An 18,612-nucleotide genomic window follows, 5' to 3' on the forward strand; every position below is an offset into this window, starting at 1 on the left:
GGTAACGCGATCTGACAGACGTCAACCGGAGTTCACCGGCCATCGCGCCACCTGCAAAGCGCGGCCGCAGCGCTCAGGTCGTAGTCGGGACCGTCACAGCCAACGGTCAACAGCGTGACACCGAGACCGGCGAGGGCTTCGGCGCTGGCGATCAGCCCGCCGCCGTCGACCGCGGCGGAGCGTTCGATAGTCGCTGGGTTTCGGCCGACGGTCGAGCAGTGCGTGCTCAGCACGGCCGACTTCGCTAGGTAGCTGTCCCCGGCGGTAAAGCTGTGCCAGATATCGGCATACTCGGCGACCAGTCGCAGGGTCTTACGCTCTCCGCCGCCGCCGATCAGCACCGGGATGTCCCGTGTCGGCGGCGGGTTCAGCTTGCCAAGCCGCGCCTTGATCCGGGGCAGCGCAGCCGCCAGGTCGTCGAGGCGGCTGCCCGCTGTGCCGAACCGGTAGCCGTACTCGTCGTAGTCCTTCTGTTTCCAGCCCGACCCGATACCCAGGATGAGCCGGCCGCCGGAGATGTGGTCGACGGTACGGGCCATGTCGGCAAGCAGCTCCGGATTGCGGTAGGAGTTGCACGTCACTAGAGCGCCGATTTCGATGTGCGACGTTTGCTCGGCCCAGGCTCCCAAGACGGTCCAGCATTCGAAGTGTGGGCCGTCAGGGTCGCCGTAGAGCGGAAAGAAGTGGTCCCAGGTAAAAGCGATGTCCACACCGATGTCCTCGCACCGGCGGACGGCGTCTCGGACGGCGCGGTAATGGGGGGCGTGCTGCGGCTGCAGTTGTACGCCGATACGAACGGGGAGATCGGGACGCACGAGTGAAGTCATGGGTCCACCGTAGGCTCAGCGTGTGTCGAGCACCCCGCGCACGATCTCGATCAGGGCGCGCGGTTGGTCACTTTGCACCGAGTGGCCTGACTTCTCGACGATGTGAACGCCACGGAAATGCGTTGCACGCCTGTGGAGTTCGGCGGTGTCCTGGTCGGTGACGAAGCCCGACGAGCCGCCGCGCACGAGTGTGATCGGCGCGGACAGGGCGTCGACGTCGTCCCAGAGCCCTGCGAAATCTCCGAACGTGCGGATCGCGTCATAGCGCCACACCCAGTTGCCGTTGTCCAGCCGGCGGGAGTTGTGGAACACGCCGCGGCGCAACGACTTGACATCGCGGTGCGGGGCCGCGGCGATCGTTAGGTCCAGCATGGCCTGAAAGCTGGGGAATTCCCGCTCGCCGTGCATCAGCGCCACCGTGCCGCGCTGCTCGGCGGTCAGCTCGGCGTGCCGTTGCAATGCCGACGGGGTGACGTCGACGAGAACGAGTTCGCCGACCAGGTCGGGTGCCATCGCGGCCAGCCGTATCGCAGTCAACCCGCCCAGCGACATGCCGACCACGAATTCGGCACCCGGCGCAAGCTCGCGTAGCACCGGCGCCAAGGTCTCGGAGTTGAGCTGCGGCGAGTAATTGCCGTCCTCCCGCCAAGCGGAATGGCCGTGCCCTGGAAGGTCCACCGCCAGCGCCGGCTCACCCAGGCCGACGATCACGGTGTCCCAGGTATGGGCGTTCTGTCCGCCGCCGTGCAGAAAGATCACCCGCGGCGCAGAGCCGCCCCAGCGCAGCGCGCTGATGGCTCCCGCTTGGACCCGCTCGACTTCAGGCAGTGGACCATTGACACCGGCCTGCTCAGCGTTCTCAGCCAGCAGGGCAAACTCGTCCAGTCCGGTCAGTTCGTCGTCAGATAGCACGCAGCGGACGTTACCCGCGTTTGACTCTGCGGATACCAGGCAATTGTGCGAGTGGCCCGCGTGGTGAGCGCAGAGTCAACGCTAACCGATGATGAACTCTTCGAGTTGCGCGCGCGCGATGTCGTCGGGCAGCTGCTCGGGCGGGCTCTTCATCAGGTAGGCCGACGCCGGGATCACCGGTCCGCCGATGCCGCGGTCCTTGGCGATCTTGGCCGCCCGCACCGCGTCGATGATGACGCCGGCCGAGTTTGGCGAGTCCCACACCTCGAGCTTGTACTCCAGGTTCAACGGCACATCTCCGAAGGCGCGGCCCTCAAGACGGACATAGGCCCATTTGCGATCGTCGAGCCATCCGACGTGGTCGGACGGGCCGATGTGCACGTCCTTGGTCTTGAACTCGCGCTTCAGATTCGAAGTGACGGCCTGGGTCTTGGAGATCTTCTTGGACTCCAGCCGTTCACGTTCGAGCATGTTGAGGAAGTCCATGTTGCCGCCCACGTTGAGCTGCATGGTGCGGTCGAGCTGCACGCCGCGGTCCTCGAACAGCTTGGCCAGCACCCGGTGGGTGATCGTCGCGCCGACCTGGCTCTTGATGTCATCACCGACGATGGGTACCCTGGCGTCGGTGAACTTCTTGGCCCACACCGGGTCGGAGGCGATGAACACCGGCAGCGCGTTGACGAACGCCACCCCGGCGTCGATAGCACACTGGGCGTAGAACTTGTCGGCTTCCTCCGAGCCCACCGGCAAATAGGAGACCAGCACGTCGACCTTGGCCTCCTTGAGCGCCTGGACGACGTCGACGGGCTCCGCGTCGGAGAGTTCGATGGTGTCGGCGTAGTACTTGCCGATGCCATCGAGGGTAGGCCCGCGCTGCACGATCACGTTGGTCGGCGCCACATCGGCGATCTTGATGGTGTTGTTCTCCGAGGCGAAGATGGCGTCGGACAGGTCGAAGCCGACCTTCTTGGCGTCCACGTCGAACGCCGCCACGAACTTGACGTCGCGAACGTGGTACGGGCCGAACCGCACGTGCATGAGGCCCGGTACGGTCGATGTGTCGTCGGCGTTGTAGTAGTACTCGACGCCCTGGACCAGCGAGGACGCGCAGTTGCCGACGCCGACAATGGCGACTCGAACCTCCGTCGACGCCTCCGGCGCCGGTAACGACTGGTGCTCACTCATTAAGGCGTTCTCCTAACCTCATAACCTCTGGGGTGTCTTGGGTGTTGGTTCGTGCTGGGTTTACGTCTGTTCGGCGGGGTTGGGTGCTGCCCGTTCCGCGGCGATGAGCTCGTTGAGCCACTTGACCTCGCGCTCGCTGGACTCGAGCCCGAGTTGATGCAATTGGCGGGTGTAGCGGTCGAAGGAACTGCTGGCCCGCGCCACCGCCTCGCGCAAGCCTTCCCGGCGTTCCTCGACCTGGCGGCGCCGGCCTTCCAGGATGCGCATCCGCGCTTCGGCCGGGGTGCGGTTGAAGAACGCCAGGTGCACCCCGAAACCGTCGTCGGTGTAGTTGTGTGGGCCGGTGTCGGCCACCAGCTCGCCGAATCGACGGCGACCCTTGTCGGTCAGTTGGTAAACGCGTCGTGCTCGCCGCACCGGGGTGCCCGCTGGGGCGGCATTCTCGGCGATCAACCCGTCGGCCTGCATGCGTCGCAGCGCCGGGTATAACGAACCGTACGAAAATGCCCGAAACGCGCCCAGCAGGCCGGTCAGCCTCTTGCGCAACTCGTAGCCATGCATCGGTGACTCGATCAACAGACCCAGGATGGCGAGCTCCAGCATCGAGTCACCTCCTTTTGTATGGCTTTTGAATGGCCGTTACGACGGTTCGACGCCTCGCGTCATCGTATCGCCTCGATATATTTGCGACAACATCACCGCGTCAAGACGGGTAGCTGACGTGCTTGATGGTGCCGTCACCTGCGAAAACGAGGTATCCACCGCCGTAGTCGCTAGAGACATACAACGACAACGACAACGCAGCCGGCGTGGTGGGGTCCTTGACCGGTTCGACGATCAGGTACATGCTTTTGACGTCGGATTGTTTGAGGCCGAGGGTTTCCGGGGCGCCGCGCATGATGCCCACAGCGGTCTTCGCATCGAATTTGCTCAGGTCAACCACGGACACGTCGGCAATGCTCTTGGCGGAACTGGTCGCATCGCCCCAGCCGCCGCGGTAGGTATACGCCAGGACTCGGCGGTCGTCCGCCGGGTCGACGCGATCGAGCGACGCATACTCCGGGTAGATCACCAGCCGGTAGCCCATGGTGTCGCCGAACCGCTTGCGGGTCTGCTCCAGCAGGCCGGTGAGCCCGCCGAGGGAATGCAGCTGCCTGGGCGGGGTCAGCACCACGGGGGCGATCCCGTCGGGCTTTGCTCCGGGATCCGAGGTGAAGTCCAGCGGAGAGCGGGTGTTGCCGTACACGCCCCAGCCGATGCCGACGCCCAGCAGCACCGATGCGACAAACGCAGCGGCCAGCAAGCCCAACTCGGTGCGTTTCGCCCGCGATTTGAGCGCGGGCATTTGTGCGGGTGCGCTCTCGACCTGCAGGTCGGCCACCAGACGCTGCAGGTCACCTAGGGTCACAGCCTTGGTAGCTGCGCTGACGCGCTCCCGGTGTTCCTCCATCGAGAGCTCGCCGTCACGCAGGGCGTCGTCGAGAATCCGGCAGGCGTCCTGCCGGTCGCTGTCTTTGGCGCGGGTTGCCGTCGATACTCCGCGCGCAAGGGGTGCGCCCAGCCACTTCGCCACAGGGACGATAGTAGGAGTCTGGCTGGGAATCTGAACTCGATCCCGCCGTACCCGCGCAACAACGGCGCCGGTTGCGTATCGGTGGTGTGGATGGCGTCGTACTCTGGTCAGCGTGCGACTGCAGCGACAGGTAGTGGACTACACGCTACGGCGACGCTCCCTGCTGGCCGAGGTGTATTCGGGACGCACCGGTGTGTCGGAGGTGTGCGACGCCAACCCCTACCTGCTGCGCGCCGCAAAGTTTCATGGGAAGCCCAGCCGGGTCATCTGCCCGATCTGCCGCAAGGAGCAGCTCACACTGGTGTCGTGGGTGTTCGGCGAGCACCTCGGTGCGGTATCAGGGTCCGCGCGCACCGCCGAAGAACTGATCCTGCTGGCGACCCGGTTCTCCGAGTTCGCGGTCCACGTGGTGGAGGTATGTCGAACCTGCAGTTGGAATCATCTGGTCAAGTCATACGTCCTGGGCGCCGCACGTCCGGCACGCCCCCCTAGGGGGTCTGGCGGGACGCGGACGGCGCGCAACGGGGCCCGCACGGCCAGTGAATAGCGACGGGCGTCACCATCAGTCGTCCAGCGGCGCCCCGCGCGGGCCGGCGAATCCCGGCCAGCGTGGTCAGGTTCCACCCGACGACAGACTGACCGCGATCCTCCCGCCGGTGACCGATGACCGATCGGCTCCGCACGCGGACTCCATCGAGGCGGTCAAGGCCGCGCTCGACGGCGCGCCGCCGATGCCCCCGCCGCGCGACCCGCTCGAGGAGGTCACGGCCGCGTTGGCCGCCCCGCCCGGTAAACCGCCGCGGGGGGATCAGCTTGGTGGCAGACGTCGCCCACCGGGGCCGCCCGGGCCCCCCGGTTCGTCCGGACAGCCTGCCGGCCGGCTGCCCCAACCGAGGGTGGACTTGCCCCGGGTCGGCCAGATCAACTGGAAATGGATACGGCGTTCGCTGTACCTCACCGCGGCGGTGGTGATCCTGTTGCCGATGGTCACCTTCACGATGGCCTACCTGATCGTCGACGTTCCCAAGCCAGGTGACATCCGTACCAACCAGGTCTCCACGATCCTTGCCAGCGACGGCTCGGAAATCGCCAAAATTGTTCCGCCCGAAGGTAATCGGGTCGACGTCAACCTCAGCCAGGTGCCGATGCATGTGCGCCAGGCGGTGATTGCGGCCGAAGACCGCAATTTCTATTCGAATCCGGGATTCTCGTTCACCGGCTTCGCGCGGGCAGTCAAGAACAACCTGTTCGGCGGCGATCTGCAGGGCGGATCGACGATTACCCAGCAGTACGTCAAGAACGCGCTGGTCGGTTCCGCACAGCACGGGTGGAGCGGTCTGATGCGCAAGGCGAAAGAATTGGTCATCGCGACGAAGATGTCGGGGGAGTGGTCTAAAGACGATGTGCTGCAGGCGTATCTGAACATCATCTACTTCGGCCGGGGCGCCTACGGCATTTCGGCGGCGTCCAAGGCTTATTTCGACAAGCCCGTCGAGCAGCTGACCGTTGCCGAAGGGGCGTTGTTGGCAGCGCTGATTCGGCGGCCTTCGACGCTGGACCCGGCGGTCGACCCCGAAGGGGCCCATGCCCGCTGGAATTGGGTACTCGACGGCATGGTGGAAACCAAGGCTCTCTCGCCGAATGACCGTGCGGCGCAGGTGTTTCCCGAGACAGTGCCGCCCGATCTGGCCCGGGCAGAGAATCAGACCAAAGGACCCAACGGGCTGATCGAGCGGCAGGTGACAAGGGAGTTGCTCGAGCTGTTCAACATCGACGAGCAGACCCTCAACACCCAGGGGCTGGTGGTCACCACCACGATTGATCCGCAGGCCCAACGGGCGGCGGAGAAGGCGGTTGCGAAATACCTGGACGGGCAGGACCCCGACATGCGTGCCGCCGTGGTTTCCATCGACCCGCACAACGGGGCGGTGCGTGCGTACTACGGTGGCGACAATGCCAATGGCTTTGACTTCGCTCAAGCGGGATTGCAGACTGGATCGTCGTTTAAGGTGTTTGCTCTGGTGGCCGCCCTTGAGCAGGGGATCGGCCTGGGCTACCAGGTAGACAGCTCTCCGTTGACGGTCGACGGCATCAAGATCACCAACGTCGAGGGCGAGGGTTGCGGGACGTGCAACATCGCCGAGGCGCTCAAAATGTCGCTGAACACCTCCTACTACCGGCTGATGCTCAAGCTCAACGGCGGCCCACAGGCTGTGGCCGATGCCGCGCACCAAGCCGGCATTGCCTCCAGCTTCCCGGGCGTTGCGCACACGCTGTCCGAAGATGGCAAGGGTGGACCGCCCAACAACGGGATCGTGTTGGGCCAGTACCAAACCCGGGTGATCGACATGGCATCGGCGTATGCCACGTTGGCCGCGTCCGGTATCTACCACCCGCCGCATTTCGTACAGAAGGTGGTCAGTGCCAACGGCCAGGTCCTCTTCGACGCCAGCACCGCGGACAACACCGGCGATCAGCGCATCCCCAAGGCGGTAGCCGACAACGTGACTGCGGCGATGGAGCCGATCGCAGGTTATTCGCGTGGCCACAACCTAGCGGGTGGGCGGGATTCGGCGGCCAAGACCGGCACTACGCAATTTGGTGACACCACCGCGAACAAAGACGCCTGGATGGTCGGGTACACGCCGTCGTTGTCTACGGCTGTGTGGGTGGGCACCGTCAAGGGTGACGAGCCACTGGTAACCGCTTCGGGTGCAGCGATTTACGGCTCGGGCCTGCCGTCGGACATCTGGAAGGCAACCATGGACGGCGCCTTGAAGGGCACGTCGAACGAGACTTTCCCCAAACCGACCGAGGTCGGTGGTTATGCCGGTGTGCCGCCGCCGCCGCCGCCGCCGGAGGTACCACCTTCGGAGACCGTCATCCAGCCCACGGTCGAAATTGCGCCGGGGATTACCATCCCGATCGGTCCCCCGACCACCATTACCCTGGCGCCACCGCCCCCGGCCCCGCCCGCTGCGACTCCCACGCCGCCGCCGTGACCGGCGCGCTGTCCCAAAGCAGCAACATCTCGCCACTTCCTTTGGCCGCCGATCTGCGGAGCGCCGATAACCGCGATTGCCCCAGCCGCACCGACGTATTGGGTGCCGCTCTGGCGAATGTCGTCGGTGGCCCGGTAGGCCGGCACGCGCTGATCGGCCGCACCCGGCTGATGACCCCGCTGCGGGTGATGTTTGCAATCGCGTTGGTGTTCCTGGCGCTCGGTTGGTCGACGAAAGCGGCCTGCTTGCAGTCCACCGGAACCGGTCCAGGTGATCAGCGGGTGGCCAACTGGGATAACCAGCGTGCTTACTACCAGTTGTGCTACTCCGATACGGTGCCGCTCTATGGCGCTGAGTTATTGAGCCAAGGCAAGTTTCCGTACAAATCAAGCTGGATCGAAACCGACAGCAACGGCACACCGCAGCTGCGCTACGACGGACAGATCGCGGTGCGCTATATGGAGTATCCGGTGCTGACTGGGATCTATCAGTACCTGTCGATGGCGATAGCCAAGACCTACACCGCGTTAAGCAAGGTGGCTCCCCTCCCGGTGGTTGCCGAAGTGGTGATGTTCTTCAACGTCGCCGCGTTCGGTTTGGCGCTGGCGTGGCTGACAACCGTCTGGGCGACCTCGGGCCTGGCCGGCCGCCGGATATGGGATGCGGCGCTGGTGGCCGCCTCACCGCTGGTGATCTTTCAGATATTCACCAATTTCGATGCGCTGGCAACGGGTTTGGCGACGAGTGGGCTGCTGGCCTGGGCGCGGCGCAGACCGGTGCTTGCCGGTGTGCTGATCGGGTTGGGCTCCGCGGCGAAACTGTATCCGCTGTTGTTCTTGTACCCGTTGTTGCTGCTGGGCATCCGGGCCGGTCGCCTGAATGCTCTGGCCCGCACCATGGCGGCCGCGGCGGCGACCTGGTTGTTGGTGAATCTGCCGGTGATGCTGCTCTTTCCGCGCGGCTGGTCGGAGTTCTTCCGGCTCAACACCCGGCGCGGCGACGACATGGACTCGTTGTACAACGTCGTCAAGTCGTTCACCGGCTGGCGTGGCTTCGACCCCACCCTGGGCTTCTGGGAGCCGCCGCTGGTGCTGAACACGGTTGTCACGCTCTTGTTCGTGTTATGTTGTGCGGCAATTGCTTACATCGCGCTCACCGCACCCCACCGGCCGCGCGTGGCGCAGCTGACTTTCTTGACGGTGGCCAGCTTCCTGTTGGTCAACAAGGTGTGGAGTCCCCAGTTCTCGCTTTGGCTGGTGCCGCTGGCCGTGCTGGCTTTGCCGCACCGCCGGATCTTGCTGGCGTGGATGACGATCGACGCGTTGGTGTGGGTGCCGCGGATGTACTACCTATACGGCAACCCGAGCCGCTCGCTGCCCGAGCAGTGGTTCACCACGACGGTGTTGCTGCGTGACATCGCCGTGATGGTGCTGTGCGGACTGGTGGTCTGGCAGATCTACCGCCCCGGGCGCGACCTCGTGCGTACCGGCGGGCCAGGGGCACTGCCGGCTTGTGGGGGAGTCGACGACCCGGTGGGAGGGGTCTTTGCCAACGCCGCCGACGCCCCGCCAGGTCGGCTACCGTCGTGGCTGCGTCCCCGGCTGGGCGACGAGCATGCGCGAGAGAGGACGCCCGATGCAGGTCGCGATCGCACTTTTTCCGGGCAACACCGCGCTTGACGCGGTTGGCCCCTACGAGGTGCTGCAGCGGGTGCCGTCGTTCGACGTCGTGTTCGTCGGCCACCGCCGCGGGGAGGTTCGCAGCGACAACGCCATGCTGGGTCTGCTGTGTGACGCGGCATTCGACGAGCTAACCCGGCCCGATGTGGTGATCTTTCCGGGCGGCATCGGAACTCGGACCCTGATCCACGACCAGACCGTGCTCGACTGGGTGCGCGAAGCGCACCGGCACACCCTACTCACCACCTCGGTGTGCACCGGCGGGCTGGTGTTGGCGGCTGCCGGACTGCTCAACGGCTTGACCGCGACCACGCATTGGCGAGTACAGGATCTGTTCAACTCGCTGGGCGCCCGATACGTCCCCCAGCGTGTCGTCGAGCATCTGCCAGAGCGGGTCATCACCGCCGCCGGGGTGTCGAGCGGGATCGACATGGGATTGCGGCTGGTGGAGCTTTTGGTCAGCCGGGAAGCCGCCGAAGCGAGCCAGCTGATGATCGAGTATGACCCGCAGCCACCGGTGGATGCCGGCTCCCTGGCCAAGGCCTCGCCGGCTACCCATCGGCTCGCGTTGGAGTTCTATCAGCATCGTTTGTGATCTGTTCGCGATAGGCCTCGCCGTTCGCGACACTGACATTGCGCACACGACACGCCGCGGATCGTCGCACCGGGTTAAGCCTGGAGTGCGGTGGTGCCTGGTCGGCATTTTCGCAGTCGAGGGCTCTCGTGTAGCCTGGGCGAGTTGCCGACGCAGGCGACCCTCCTGCCACGGATCGACCGTGGCCGCACACGACCACAGGAGGTGATGAGGTTCCTATGCGTCCATACGAAATCATGGTCATCCTCGACCCGACCCTCGACGAACGCACCGTAGCCCCGTCCTTGGAGACGTTCCTCAACGTCGTCCGTAAGGACGGCGGAAAAGTCGAAAAGGTGGACATCTGGGGCAAGCGTCGGCTGGCGTACGAGATCGCCAAGCATGCCGAAGGCATCTACGTGGTGATCGACGTGAAAGCCGCCCCGGCGACGGTGTCCGAACTCGACCGCCAGCTCAGCCTCAACGAGTCGGTGTTGCGCACCAAGGTAATGCGCACCGACAAGCACTAATCGGCCTGCCAGGCACTGGCTGTTCGCTGTCGGTGCGGTTACGTAGGCTCGGCGAAGAAGAACACGACCAGCCGCCGAACCCAGGCGGACGCAGGAGGAAATTGTGGCTGGTGACACCACCATCACCATCGTCGGAAATCTGACCGCTGACCCCGAGCTGCGGTTCACCCCGTCCGGTGCGGCCGTGGCGAATTTCACCGTGGCGTCAACGCCCCGGATCTATGACCGTCAGACCGGCGAATGGAAAGACGGCGAAGCGCTGTTCCTCCGGTGCAATATCTGGCGGGAGGCGGCCGAGAACGTGGCCGAGAGCCTCACCCGGGGGGCACGAGTCATCGTTAGCGGGCGGCTTAAGCAGCGGTCGTTTGAAACCCGTGAGGGCGAGAAGCGCACCGTCATCGAGGTCGAGGTCGATGAGATTGGGCCTTCGCTTCGGTACGCCACCGCCAAGGTCAACAAGGCCAGCCGCAGCGGCGGGTTTGGCAGCGGATCCCGTCCGGCGCCGGCGCAGACCAGCAGCGCCTCGGGAGATGACCCGTGGGGCAGCGCACCGGCGTCGGGTTCGTTCGGCGGCGGCGATGACGAACCGCCATTCTGACCCCAAGAACTGCAAATCAAGAAACGGAAAGATAGACACTCATGGCCAAGTCCAGCAAGCGGCGCCCGGCTCCGGAAAAGCCGGTCAAGACGCGTAAATGCGTGTTCTGCGCGAAGAAGGACCAAGCGATCGACTACAAGGACACCGCGCTGTTGCGCACCTACATCAGCGAGCGCGGCAAGATCCGCGCGCGTCGGGTCACGGGCAACTGCGTGCAGCACCAGCGAGACATCGCGCTCGCGGTGAAGAACGCCCGCGAGGTGGCGCTGCTGCCCTTTACGTCTTCGGTGCGGTAGCGCCGAATGTCCAACGGAGAGTGCAAAATACCATGAAGCTCATTCTCACGGCCGATGTCGATCACCTCGGGTCCATCGGCGACACTGTCGAGGTCAAGGACGGGTATGGCCGTAACTTTCTGCTCCCGCGCGGCCTGGCGATCGTCGCCTCGCGCGGAGCCCAGAAGCAGGCTGACGAGATCCGCCGGGCCCGCGAAACCAAAAGCGTACGCGACCTAGAGCACGCCAACGAGATCAAGGCGGCGATCGAGGCGCTCGGCCCGATAGCGCTGCCGGTGAAGACTTCAGCTGATTCTGGGAAGTTGTTCGGCTCGGTGACCGCCGCAGATGTGGTTGCTGCCATCAAGAAGGCCGGTGGACCAAACCTCGATAAGCGGATCGTTCGGCTGCCCAAGACGCACATCAAGGCCGTGGGCACGCATTTTGTGTCGGTGCACCTGCACCCGGAAATCGATGTCGAGGTATCGCTGGACGTCGTGGCGCAGAGCTAAGGCGAGCTGAGGCCACAACAGTTTGCGCATGCCGGTGGTGACCGCGGTCGGCCGCCGCCGGGGTTTCGCCATGCCCTGGGTGTCCACCGCACGGTCCGGTGCGGTGATGCTGGCGAACTATTCGGCCGGCGTTTGCGGGCGGGTGTCTTCACCGGGCCTTAACGTCAGGAAAATGTGTCTGAAAGCCAACACGCCCGGCGCGGTAACCTGGCTCGACACGCCGAAGAGATTCTTGTCCACACAAACGGCGTCGCGTTGTATGGCCGTTAACAGCAGTGATGTCGTAACGGGCCGTATTGATCCACAGGTTCTCCACACCCCGCTCAACACAGACGTCGACGGATATGCACATGCGATGCACAGCTCCATAAACAGTGGCCCCTTGGAGTACTTGCCAGCAACGTTTAGCGTCTTCCCGGCGCTAGGCGATGTGGGTGACTTGGGCGGTGGTGTCGGTGCGGCGACTTACGCTCTGGATAGGTTGTCGAATATGCGTTCGGGTGCTTGTGTCGGAGGAGGTGAGAGCCCATGGCGGTCGTTGATGACCTAGCGCCCGGCATGGACTCCTCACCGCCCAGTGAAGATTACGGCCGTCAACCACCGCAGGATCTCGCCGCCGAGCAGTCCGTGCTGGGCGGGATGTTGCTGAGCAAGGACGCCATCGCCGATGTACTGGAACGGCTACGGCCCGGCGATTTTTATCGTCCGGCGCATCAGAACGTCTACGACGCCATTTTGGACCTGTATGGGCGGGGAGAACCGGCTGATGCGGTGACGGTGGCCGCCGAACTGGATCGCCGTGGGCTGCTGCGCCGCATCGGCGGTGCTCCCTACCTGCACACCCTGATCTCGACGGTGCCGACGGCCGCCAACGCGGGCTACTACGCGAGCATCGTTGCCGAAAAGGCGCTGCTGCGCCGGCTGGTAGAGGCCGGAACCCGGGTGGTGCAGTACGGCTATGCCGGCGCCGAAGGCGCGGATGTGGCCGAGGTGGTCGATCGCGCGCAGGCCGAAATCTACGACGTCGCGGATCGGCGGCTGTCGGAAGACTTTGTGGCGCTTGAGGACCTGCTGCAACCGACGATGGACGAGATCGATGCCATCGCTTCCAGTGGCGGCCTGGCGCGCGGGGTGGCTACCGGCTTCACCGAACTCGACGAGGTCACCAACGGCCTGCATCCGGGGCAGATGGTCATCGTGGCGGCGCGCCCGGGCGTGGGAAAGTCCACCCTTGGGCTGGACTTCATGCGGTCATGCTCGATCAGGCATCGGATGGCCAGCGTCATCTTCTCGCTGGAGATGAGCAAGTCCGAGATTGTCATGCGACTGCTGTCGGCGGAGGCCAAAATCAAGCTCTCCGACATGCGTTCGGGCCGGATGAGCGATGACGACTGGACCCGGCTGGCGCGGCGGATGAGCGAAATCAGCGAAGCGCCACTGTTTATCGACGACTCGCCCAACCTGACCATGATGGAGATCCGTGCCAAGGCGCGCCGCCTGCGGCAAAAGGCCAACCTGAAGTTGATCGTGGTCGACTACCTGCAACTGATGACCTCGGGCAAGAAGTATGAATCACGGCAGGTGGAGGTGTCGGAGTTCTCGCGGCATCTGAAGCTGTTGGCAAAAGAGCTTGAGGTTCCCGTGGTCGCGATCAGCCAGCTCAACCGTGGGCCCGAGCAGCGTACCGATAAGAAACCGATGCTGGCCGACCTCAGGGAATCGGGCTGCCTGACCGCGTCCACCAGAATCTTGCGCGCCGATACCGGCGCTGAGGTCGCCTTCGGTGAGCTCATGCGAAGCGGTGAACGTCCCATGGTGTGGTCGCTGGACGAGCGGCTGCGCATGGTGGCCCGGCCGATGATCAACGTGTTCCCGAGCGGGCGCAAGGAAGTGTTTCGGCTTCGGCTGGCTTCCGGACGCGAAGTCGAGGCCACCGGCAGCCACCCCTTTATGAAGTTCGAAGGCTGGACTCCCTTGGCGCAGTTGAAGGTTGGTGACCGGATCGCAGCACCGCGCCGGGTACCTGAGCCCATCGACACTCAGCGGATGCCCGAGTCTGAGCTCATTTCGCTGGCTCGCATGATCGGTGACGGGTCGTGCCTGAAGAACCAGCCGATCCGCTACGAGCCGGTGGATGAGGCGAACCTGGCCGCGGTGACGGTCTCGGCGGCGCACTCGGATAGGGCTGCGATCCGCGACGACTACCTCGCAGCTCGAGTGCCGTCGTTGCGCCCGGCGCGGCAACGACTACCGCGCGGGCGGTGCACGCCGATTGCGGCGTGGCTGGCTGGCCTAGGGCTATTCACGAAACGCAGCCACGAAAAATGCGTACCGGAGGCTGTATTTCGCGCCCCCAATGACCAGGTGGCGTTGTTTCTGCGGCATCTGTGGAGCGCTGGTGGCTCTGTTCGGTGGGATCCCACGAATGGTCAAGGCCGGGTCTACTACGGCTCAACCAGTAGGCGTCTCATCGACGATGTGGCTCAATTGCTGCTTCGGGTTGGGATTTTTTCCTGGATCACACACGCCCCAAAGTTGGGCGGCCACGATTCGTGGCGGCTGCACATTCATGGCGCGAAGGATCAGGTCAGGTTCCTTCGTCACGTCGGCGTTCACGGCGCCGAAGCGGTGGCGGCCCAAGAGATGCTGCGTCAGCTCAAAGGACCGGTTCGCAACCCGAACCTGGACAGCGCGCCGAAAAAAGTATGGGCGCAAGTCCGCAACCGACTGTCCGCCAAACAGATGATGGACATCCAGCTCCACGAACCGACGATGTGGAAGCATTCCCCGAGCCGGTCAAGGCCGCATCGCGCGGAGGCGCGGATCGAAGATCGAGCGATCCATGAGCTGGCGAGAGGCGACGCGTACTGGGACACCGTCGTGGAGATCACCAGCATTGGAGATCAACATGTTTTCGATGGGACTGTAAGCGGCACACACAATTTCGTCGCCAATGGCATTAGTTTGCACAATTCGCTGGAACAAGATGCCGACGTTGTCATCCTGCTGCATCGACCCGACGCCTTTGACCGCGACGATCCACGTGGGGGAGAAGCGGATTTCATTCTCGCCAAACACCGCAACGGTCCGACGAAGACGGTCACCGTAGCGCATCAACTGCACCTGTCACGCTTCGCCAACATGGCTCGGTGACATGCGGATGTGTGGGGTCTCACGGAGCGTGGCCGAATCTCACGAATGATGGGGCCATCAGGGCGGACCGGTCCACGCATCCGCGGCGGCGTTGAAGTCCCCGAGCAACACGCGTCGTGGTTGATGCGTGAGATGAGTCAGATCAGGGCGACAGGACGTCGAACCAGTGGGACTAATGCATGATCACCAGATACAAGCCTGAGTCGGGGTTTGTCGCCCGTAGCGGTGGTCCCGACCGGAAGCGTCCCCATGACTGGATCGTTTGGCACTTCACCCATGCCGACAATCTCCCTGGGATCATCACCGCTGGCCGTCTGCTGGCCGATTCAGCAGTCACCCCGACGACCGAGGTGGCATATAACCCAGTCAAGGAGTTGCGCCGCCACAAAGTCGTCGCCCCCGACAGCAGGTACCCGGCGTCGATGGCAAGCGATCATGTGCCGTTCTACATTGCGGCGCGGTCGCCCATGCTCTACGTCGTATGCAAGGGCCACTCCGGCTACTCCGGCGGTGCCGGCCCGCTGGTGCACCTCGGGGTGGCGCTTGGCGACATCATAGACGCGGATCTGACGTGGTGCGCCAGTGACGGCAATGCTGCAGCCAGCTACACCAAGTTCAGCCGCCAGGTCGACACGCTCGGCACCTTCGTCGACTTTGACCTGCTCTGCCAGCGGCAATGGCACAACACCGATGACGACCCCAACCGCCAGAGCCGCCGCGCCGCCGAGATCCTGGTATACGGCCATGTCCCGTTCGAGCTGGTCAGCTACGTGTGTTGCTATAACACCGAGACGATGACACGGGTACGAACTCTGCTCGATCCTGTCGGTGGGGTGCGAAAGTATGTCATCAAGCCCGGCATGTACTACTAAGGAAGGAGGAGGCCATATGATCACGTACGGCTCTGGCGACCTCCTTCGGGCTGACACCGAAGCGCTCGTCAACACCGTCAACTGTGTTGGGGTGATGGGCAAGGGAATTGCGCTGCAGTTCAAACGCCGCTACCCCGAGATGTTCACCGCCTACGAAAAGGCGTGCAAACGCGGCGAAGTTACCATCGGCAAGATGTTCGTCGTCGACACCGGACAGCTCGACGGACCGAAACACATCATCAACTTCCCCACCAAGAAACACTGGCGTGCACCGTCGAAGCTGGCCTATATCGACGCCGGCCTCATTGATCTCATCCGCGTGATCCGTGAACTCAACATTGCTTCTGTGGCAGTTCCCCCGCTGGGGGTGGGCAACGGAGGTCTGGATTGGGAAGATGTCGAGCAACGGCTCGTATCAGCATTCCAGCAGCTGCCCGACGTTGACGCCGTGATCTACCCCCCATCAGGTGGATCTCGCGCCATCGAGGGCGTCGAAGGACTTCGGATGACCTGGGGGCGCGCCGTCATACTCGAAGCGATGCGGCGATATCTCCAGCAGCGCCGCGCGATGGAGCCGTGGGAAGACCCTGCAGGGATCTCGCATCTGGAGATTCAGAAGCTCATGTACTTCGCCAACGAGGCCGATCCCGATCTTGCGCTAGATTTCACGCCCGGCCGATACGGGCCATACAGCGAACGTGTCCGTCACTTACTGCAAGGAATGGAGGGCGCATTCACAGTCGGCCTGGGTGACGGCACCGCAAGAGTTCTTGCGAACCAACCGATCTCGTTGACTACTAAGGGAACTGACGCCATAACGGACTATCTGGCCACCGATGCGGCAGCTGACCGGGTGAGCGCCGCAGTCGACACGGTGTTGCGCGTCATCGAAGGCTTTGAAGGCCCATACGGGGTTGAGCTGCTCGCCAGTACGCATTGGGTGGCCACACGTGAGGGCGCCAAGGAACCAGCCACGGCAGCGGCCGCGGTCCGAAAGTGGACAAAACGCAAGGGTCGGATCTACAGCGACGATCGCATCGGTGTTGCCCTCGACCGCATTCTTATGACTGCCTGAAAGCGACCGGCTCGTCGTTAAGGATGTGCGCCGACGCCCAGCCGTCAGGGAGCGTTGGGCTGCTCGGACGGAATTGCCCCACCGCAACCACCCGGTGGCGGCGGGCCGGGGAGGGGCTCACCGCCGCTGACACAATCGAAGTAAAACTGTGGGCCGGTAAACCACGTTTGCATCCACTGGTGCCAAAACGAGCCGTCGGGGTACTTCTCGCCGTCGCACACGGCCAAGTCGCCAAAACCCCATCGGCCACCCGGGCAATAGCCTTTCGTCATGTCCGGCTGATGCGGGTCAGGTGGATCTGCGCTGGCAACCGAGGCAGGAAACACAAGCGCCGCTGCACAACCCAGTATCGCAGTACTCAGGCGAGCAAACTTCAACTTCATTTCAAACTCCGTCAAACGTTGAATCGACTCGGCGGACTCCAAGCGATGGTCAGCGCTTGCGGATGAGCCGCGGCAATGAGTCGTAGTGGGCAGACATTCCCGAGAACAGCCTGAAATCCTGTTCGGTTGATGCCGTGCCGGCATCGACGTACCAGGACGAGGCACTGACTCGGGAAGGCACAGCCGCCGTGGCGATTGTATATGACGCGTCGGACTGGGCAGCGATGGCGCGGGACTCTGCCCGGGCGCCGGCCTTGGACACGGCCAGCGCCCGCCACCTGTCGTCGGCATTTGGCGTTTGTCGAATTGCGGCATTATTTTGCTCGGGTGATGTCATCAGCTATTGGTTCGGTCGCGCGGTGGATAGTCCCCCTCCTGGGGGTTGCAGCCGTTGCTTCCATCGGTGTTATCGCGGACCCGGTGCGGGTCGTTCGGGCCCCGGCGTTGATCCTGGTCGATGCGGCAAACCCGCTGGCCGGAAAGCCCTTCTACGTCGATCCCGCCTCGGCGGCCATGGTCGCCGCGCGCAACGCCAACCCGCCGAACGCCGAGCTGACCTCCGTCGCCAACACCCCGCAGTCCTACTGGCTCGACCAGGCATTCCCGCCGGCGACCGTCGGCGGCACGGTTGCCAGGTACACCGGAGCGGCGCAGGCGGCCGGCGCCATGCCGGTTCTGACGCTGTATGGAATCCCCCATCGCGACTGCGGTAGCTACGCATCCGGTGGGTTCGCGACGGGCACTGATTACCGCGGGTGGATCGACGCTGTCGCATCCGGCCTGGGCTCATCGCCGGCGACGATCATCGTCGAACCCGATGCGCTGGCCATGGCCGACTGCCTGTCGCCTGACCAGCGCCAGGAACGTTTCGACTTGGTGCGCTACGCCGTCGACACGCTGACCCGCGACCCGGCCGCTGCCGTGTACGTCGATGCGGGGCATTCGCGCTGGCTGAGCGCCGAGGCAATGGCCGCCAGGCTCAACGATGTCGGTGTGGGCCGCGCGCGCGGGTTTAGCCTCAACGTCTCGAACTTCTACACCACCGATGAGGAAATCGGCTATGGCGAGGCGATTTCGGGGCTCACGAACGGTTCGCATTACGTGATCGACACGTCGCGCAACGGCGCCGGACCCGCGCCCGACGCCCCGCTCAACTGGTGTAACCCCAGCGGCCGCGCCCTGGGCGCACCGCCCACCACGGCGACCGCGGGCGCGCACGCCGACGCTTACCTGTGGATCAAACGTCCCGGGGAATCGGACGGAACCTGCGGTCGCGGGGAGCCTCAGGCGGGTCGGTTCGTTAGCCAGTACGCCATCGATCTGGCCCACAACGCCGGCCAGTAGAGACCTCACGCGCAGACCGGCTGAGCGTGCGGCCGTTGGGCCGTCGGCGTCGGGTTCGGCCAGGTGGGGTAACGGTTCGGGCACGTTTCCACTACCTCGTGACACGTCATGCGGCACC

The 18,612-nt window shown here is 64.2% G+C and carries 19 protein-coding genes; 13 read left to right on the plus strand and 6 right to left on the minus strand.

The genetic code is table 11. From position 1 onward, the window contains the following. Window positions 1-32: 32 nt before the first annotated feature. The 5 genes from Rv0044c to Rv0048c all read right to left on the minus strand — a co-directional run bounded on the left by Rv0044c (window position 33) and on the right by Rv0048c (window position 4,497). Window positions 33-827, minus strand: coding sequence for an oxidoreductase (locus Rv0044c; RefSeq protein ID NP_214558.1), 795 nt, complete (start codon window positions 825-827; stop codon window positions 33-35). A 15-nt stretch (window positions 828-842) separates the two neighbouring features. Then, window positions 843-1,739 (minus strand): hydrolase, encoded by an 897-nt coding sequence (locus Rv0045c; RefSeq protein ID NP_214559.1) that lies wholly within the window; start codon window positions 1,737-1,739, stop codon window positions 843-845. An 81-nt stretch (window positions 1,740-1,820) separates the two neighbouring features. After that, window positions 1,821-2,924, minus strand: coding sequence for an inositol-3-phosphate synthase (ino1, locus tag Rv0046c; protein ID NP_214560.1), 1,104 nt, complete (start codon window positions 2,922-2,924; stop codon window positions 1,821-1,823). A gap of 60 nt (window positions 2,925-2,984) precedes the next feature. Then, window positions 2,985-3,527 (minus strand): hypothetical protein, encoded by a 543-nt coding sequence (locus tag Rv0047c; RefSeq protein ID NP_214561.1) that lies wholly within the window; start codon window positions 3,525-3,527, stop codon window positions 2,985-2,987. 100 nt (window positions 3,528-3,627) lie between these two features. Continuing rightward, window positions 3,628-4,497: a membrane protein gene (locus Rv0048c; protein NP_214562.1), complete on the minus strand. Its 870-nt coding sequence runs from the start codon at window positions 4,495-4,497 to the stop codon at window positions 3,628-3,630. Between the two features lie 133 nt (window positions 4,498-4,630). On the opposite strand from Rv0048c, the gene Rv0049 reads away from it, so the two are divergent. From Rv0049 to Rv0060, 12 genes are all read left to right on the plus strand, one after another. Further along, window positions 4,631-5,044, plus strand: a complete 414-nt coding sequence (locus tag Rv0049) for a hypothetical protein (RefSeq protein NP_214563.1) — start codon at window positions 4,631-4,633, stop codon at window positions 5,042-5,044. A gap of 418 nt (window positions 5,045-5,462) precedes the next feature. Then, the gene (ponA1, locus tag Rv0050) at window positions 5,463-7,499 is read left to right on the plus strand and encodes a bifunctional penicillin-insensitive transglycosylase/penicillin-sensitive transpeptidase (protein ID YP_177687.1); all 2,037 of its coding nucleotides are present in this window, start codon (window positions 5,463-5,465) and stop codon (window positions 7,497-7,499) included. Then, window positions 7,496-9,178, plus strand: coding sequence for a transmembrane protein (locus tag Rv0051; RefSeq protein ID NP_214565.1), 1,683 nt, complete (start codon window positions 7,496-7,498; stop codon window positions 9,176-9,178). The genes ponA1 and Rv0051 overlap by 4 nt, the downstream gene beginning before the upstream one ends. A 31-nt stretch (window positions 9,179-9,209) precedes the next feature. Continuing rightward, window positions 9,210-9,773 (plus strand): hypothetical protein, encoded by a 564-nt coding sequence (locus tag Rv0052; protein NP_214566.3) that lies wholly within the window; start codon window positions 9,210-9,212, stop codon window positions 9,771-9,773. A gap of 218 nt (window positions 9,774-9,991) precedes the next feature. Then, entirely contained in the window at window positions 9,992-10,282 is a 291-nt protein-coding gene (gene rpsF, locus Rv0053; protein ID NP_214567.1) for a 30S ribosomal protein S6, read from the plus strand. Window positions 10,283-10,385: 103 nt separating this feature from the next. Continuing rightward, the gene (ssb, locus tag Rv0054) at window positions 10,386-10,880 is read left to right on the plus strand and encodes a single-strand DNA-binding protein (RefSeq protein NP_214568.1); all 495 of its coding nucleotides are present in this window, start codon (window positions 10,386-10,388) and stop codon (window positions 10,878-10,880) included. 41 nt (window positions 10,881-10,921) lie between these two features. Continuing rightward, on the plus strand, window positions 10,922-11,176 hold the full coding sequence (rpsR1, locus tag Rv0055; protein YP_177688.1) for a 30S ribosomal protein S18: 255 nt from the start codon (window positions 10,922-10,924) through the stop codon (window positions 11,174-11,176). Between the two features lie 32 nt (window positions 11,177-11,208). Beyond that, a complete protein-coding gene (rplI, locus tag Rv0056; RefSeq protein NP_214570.1) occupies window positions 11,209-11,667 on the plus strand; it encodes a 50S ribosomal protein L9 in 459 nt (152 codons plus the stop codon). Between the two features lie 28 nt (window positions 11,668-11,695). Beyond that, entirely contained in the window at window positions 11,696-12,217 is a 522-nt protein-coding gene (locus tag Rv0057; protein NP_214571.1) for a hypothetical protein, read from the plus strand. Then, on the plus strand, window positions 12,196-14,820 hold the full coding sequence (dnaB, locus tag Rv0058; protein NP_214572.1) for a replicative DNA helicase: 2,625 nt from the start codon (window positions 12,196-12,198) through the stop codon (window positions 14,818-14,820). Before Rv0057 ends, dnaB begins: the two co-directional genes overlap by 22 nt. 179 nt (window positions 14,821-14,999) lie before the next feature. Further along, window positions 15,000-15,692: a hypothetical protein gene (locus Rv0059; RefSeq protein NP_214573.1), complete on the plus strand. Its 693-nt coding sequence runs from the start codon at window positions 15,000-15,002 to the stop codon at window positions 15,690-15,692. A 16-nt stretch (window positions 15,693-15,708) separates the two neighbouring features. Continuing rightward, complete coding sequence (locus tag Rv0060; protein NP_214574.1) at window positions 15,709-16,767, plus strand: hypothetical protein; 1,059 nt, start codon at window positions 15,709-15,711, stop codon at window positions 16,765-16,767. A gap of 44 nt (window positions 16,768-16,811) precedes the next feature. Here Rv0060 and Rv0061c read toward each other — a convergent pair whose 3' ends face one another. Continuing rightward, entirely contained in the window at window positions 16,812-17,150 is a 339-nt protein-coding gene (locus tag Rv0061c; protein YP_007408697.1) for a hypothetical protein, read from the minus strand. Between the two features lie 201 nt (window positions 17,151-17,351). Between Rv0061c and celA1 the strand changes: the two genes are divergently transcribed. Further along, window positions 17,352-18,494 (plus strand): cellulase CelA, encoded by a 1,143-nt coding sequence (gene celA1, locus Rv0062; RefSeq protein ID YP_177689.1) that lies wholly within the window; start codon window positions 17,352-17,354, stop codon window positions 18,492-18,494. The last annotated feature ends 118 nt before the right edge of the window (window positions 18,495-18,612 follow it).

This window comes from Mycobacterium tuberculosis H37Rv (assembly GCF_000195955.2).
GTDB lineage: Bacteria > Actinomycetota > Actinomycetes > Mycobacteriales > Mycobacteriaceae > Mycobacterium > Mycobacterium tuberculosis.

Excerpts from the sequence above, each read along its gene's own strand:
- Rv0059 (NP_214573.1), top strand. The coding sequence starts at position 15,000 with ATGATCACCAGATACAAGCCTGAGTCGGGGTTTGTCGCCCGTAGCGGT.
- rplI (NP_214570.1), top strand. The coding sequence starts at position 11,209 with ATGAAGCTCATTCTCACGGCCGATGTCGATCACCTCGGGTCCATCGGC.
- dnaB (NP_214572.1), top strand. The coding sequence starts at position 12,196 with ATGGCGGTCGTTGATGACCTAGCGCCCGGCATGGACTCCTCACCGCCC.
- Rv0044c (NP_214558.1), bottom strand. The coding sequence starts at position 827 with ATGACTTCACTCGTGCGTCCCGATCTCCCCGTTCGTATCGGCGTACAA.
- Rv0060 (NP_214574.1), top strand. The coding sequence starts at position 15,709 with ATGATCACGTACGGCTCTGGCGACCTCCTTCGGGCTGACACCGAAGCG.
- rpsF (NP_214567.1), top strand. The coding sequence starts at position 9,992 with ATGCGTCCATACGAAATCATGGTCATCCTCGACCCGACCCTCGACGAA.
- celA1 (YP_177689.1), top strand. The coding sequence starts at position 17,352 with ATGACGCGTCGGACTGGGCAGCGATGGCGCGGGACTCTGCCCGGGCGC.
- Rv0047c (NP_214561.1), bottom strand. The coding sequence starts at position 3,527 with ATGCTGGAGCTCGCCATCCTGGGTCTGTTGATCGAGTCACCGATGCAT.
- Rv0057 (NP_214571.1), top strand. The coding sequence starts at position 11,696 with ATGCCGGTGGTGACCGCGGTCGGCCGCCGCCGGGGTTTCGCCATGCCC.
- ino1 (NP_214560.1), bottom strand. The coding sequence starts at position 2,924 with ATGAGTGAGCACCAGTCGTTACCGGCGCCGGAGGCGTCGACGGAGGTT.
- Rv0061c (YP_007408697.1), bottom strand. The coding sequence starts at position 17,150 with ATGAAGTTGAAGTTTGCTCGCCTGAGTACTGCGATACTGGGTTGTGCA.
- rpsR1 (YP_177688.1), top strand. The coding sequence starts at position 10,922 with ATGGCCAAGTCCAGCAAGCGGCGCCCGGCTCCGGAAAAGCCGGTCAAG.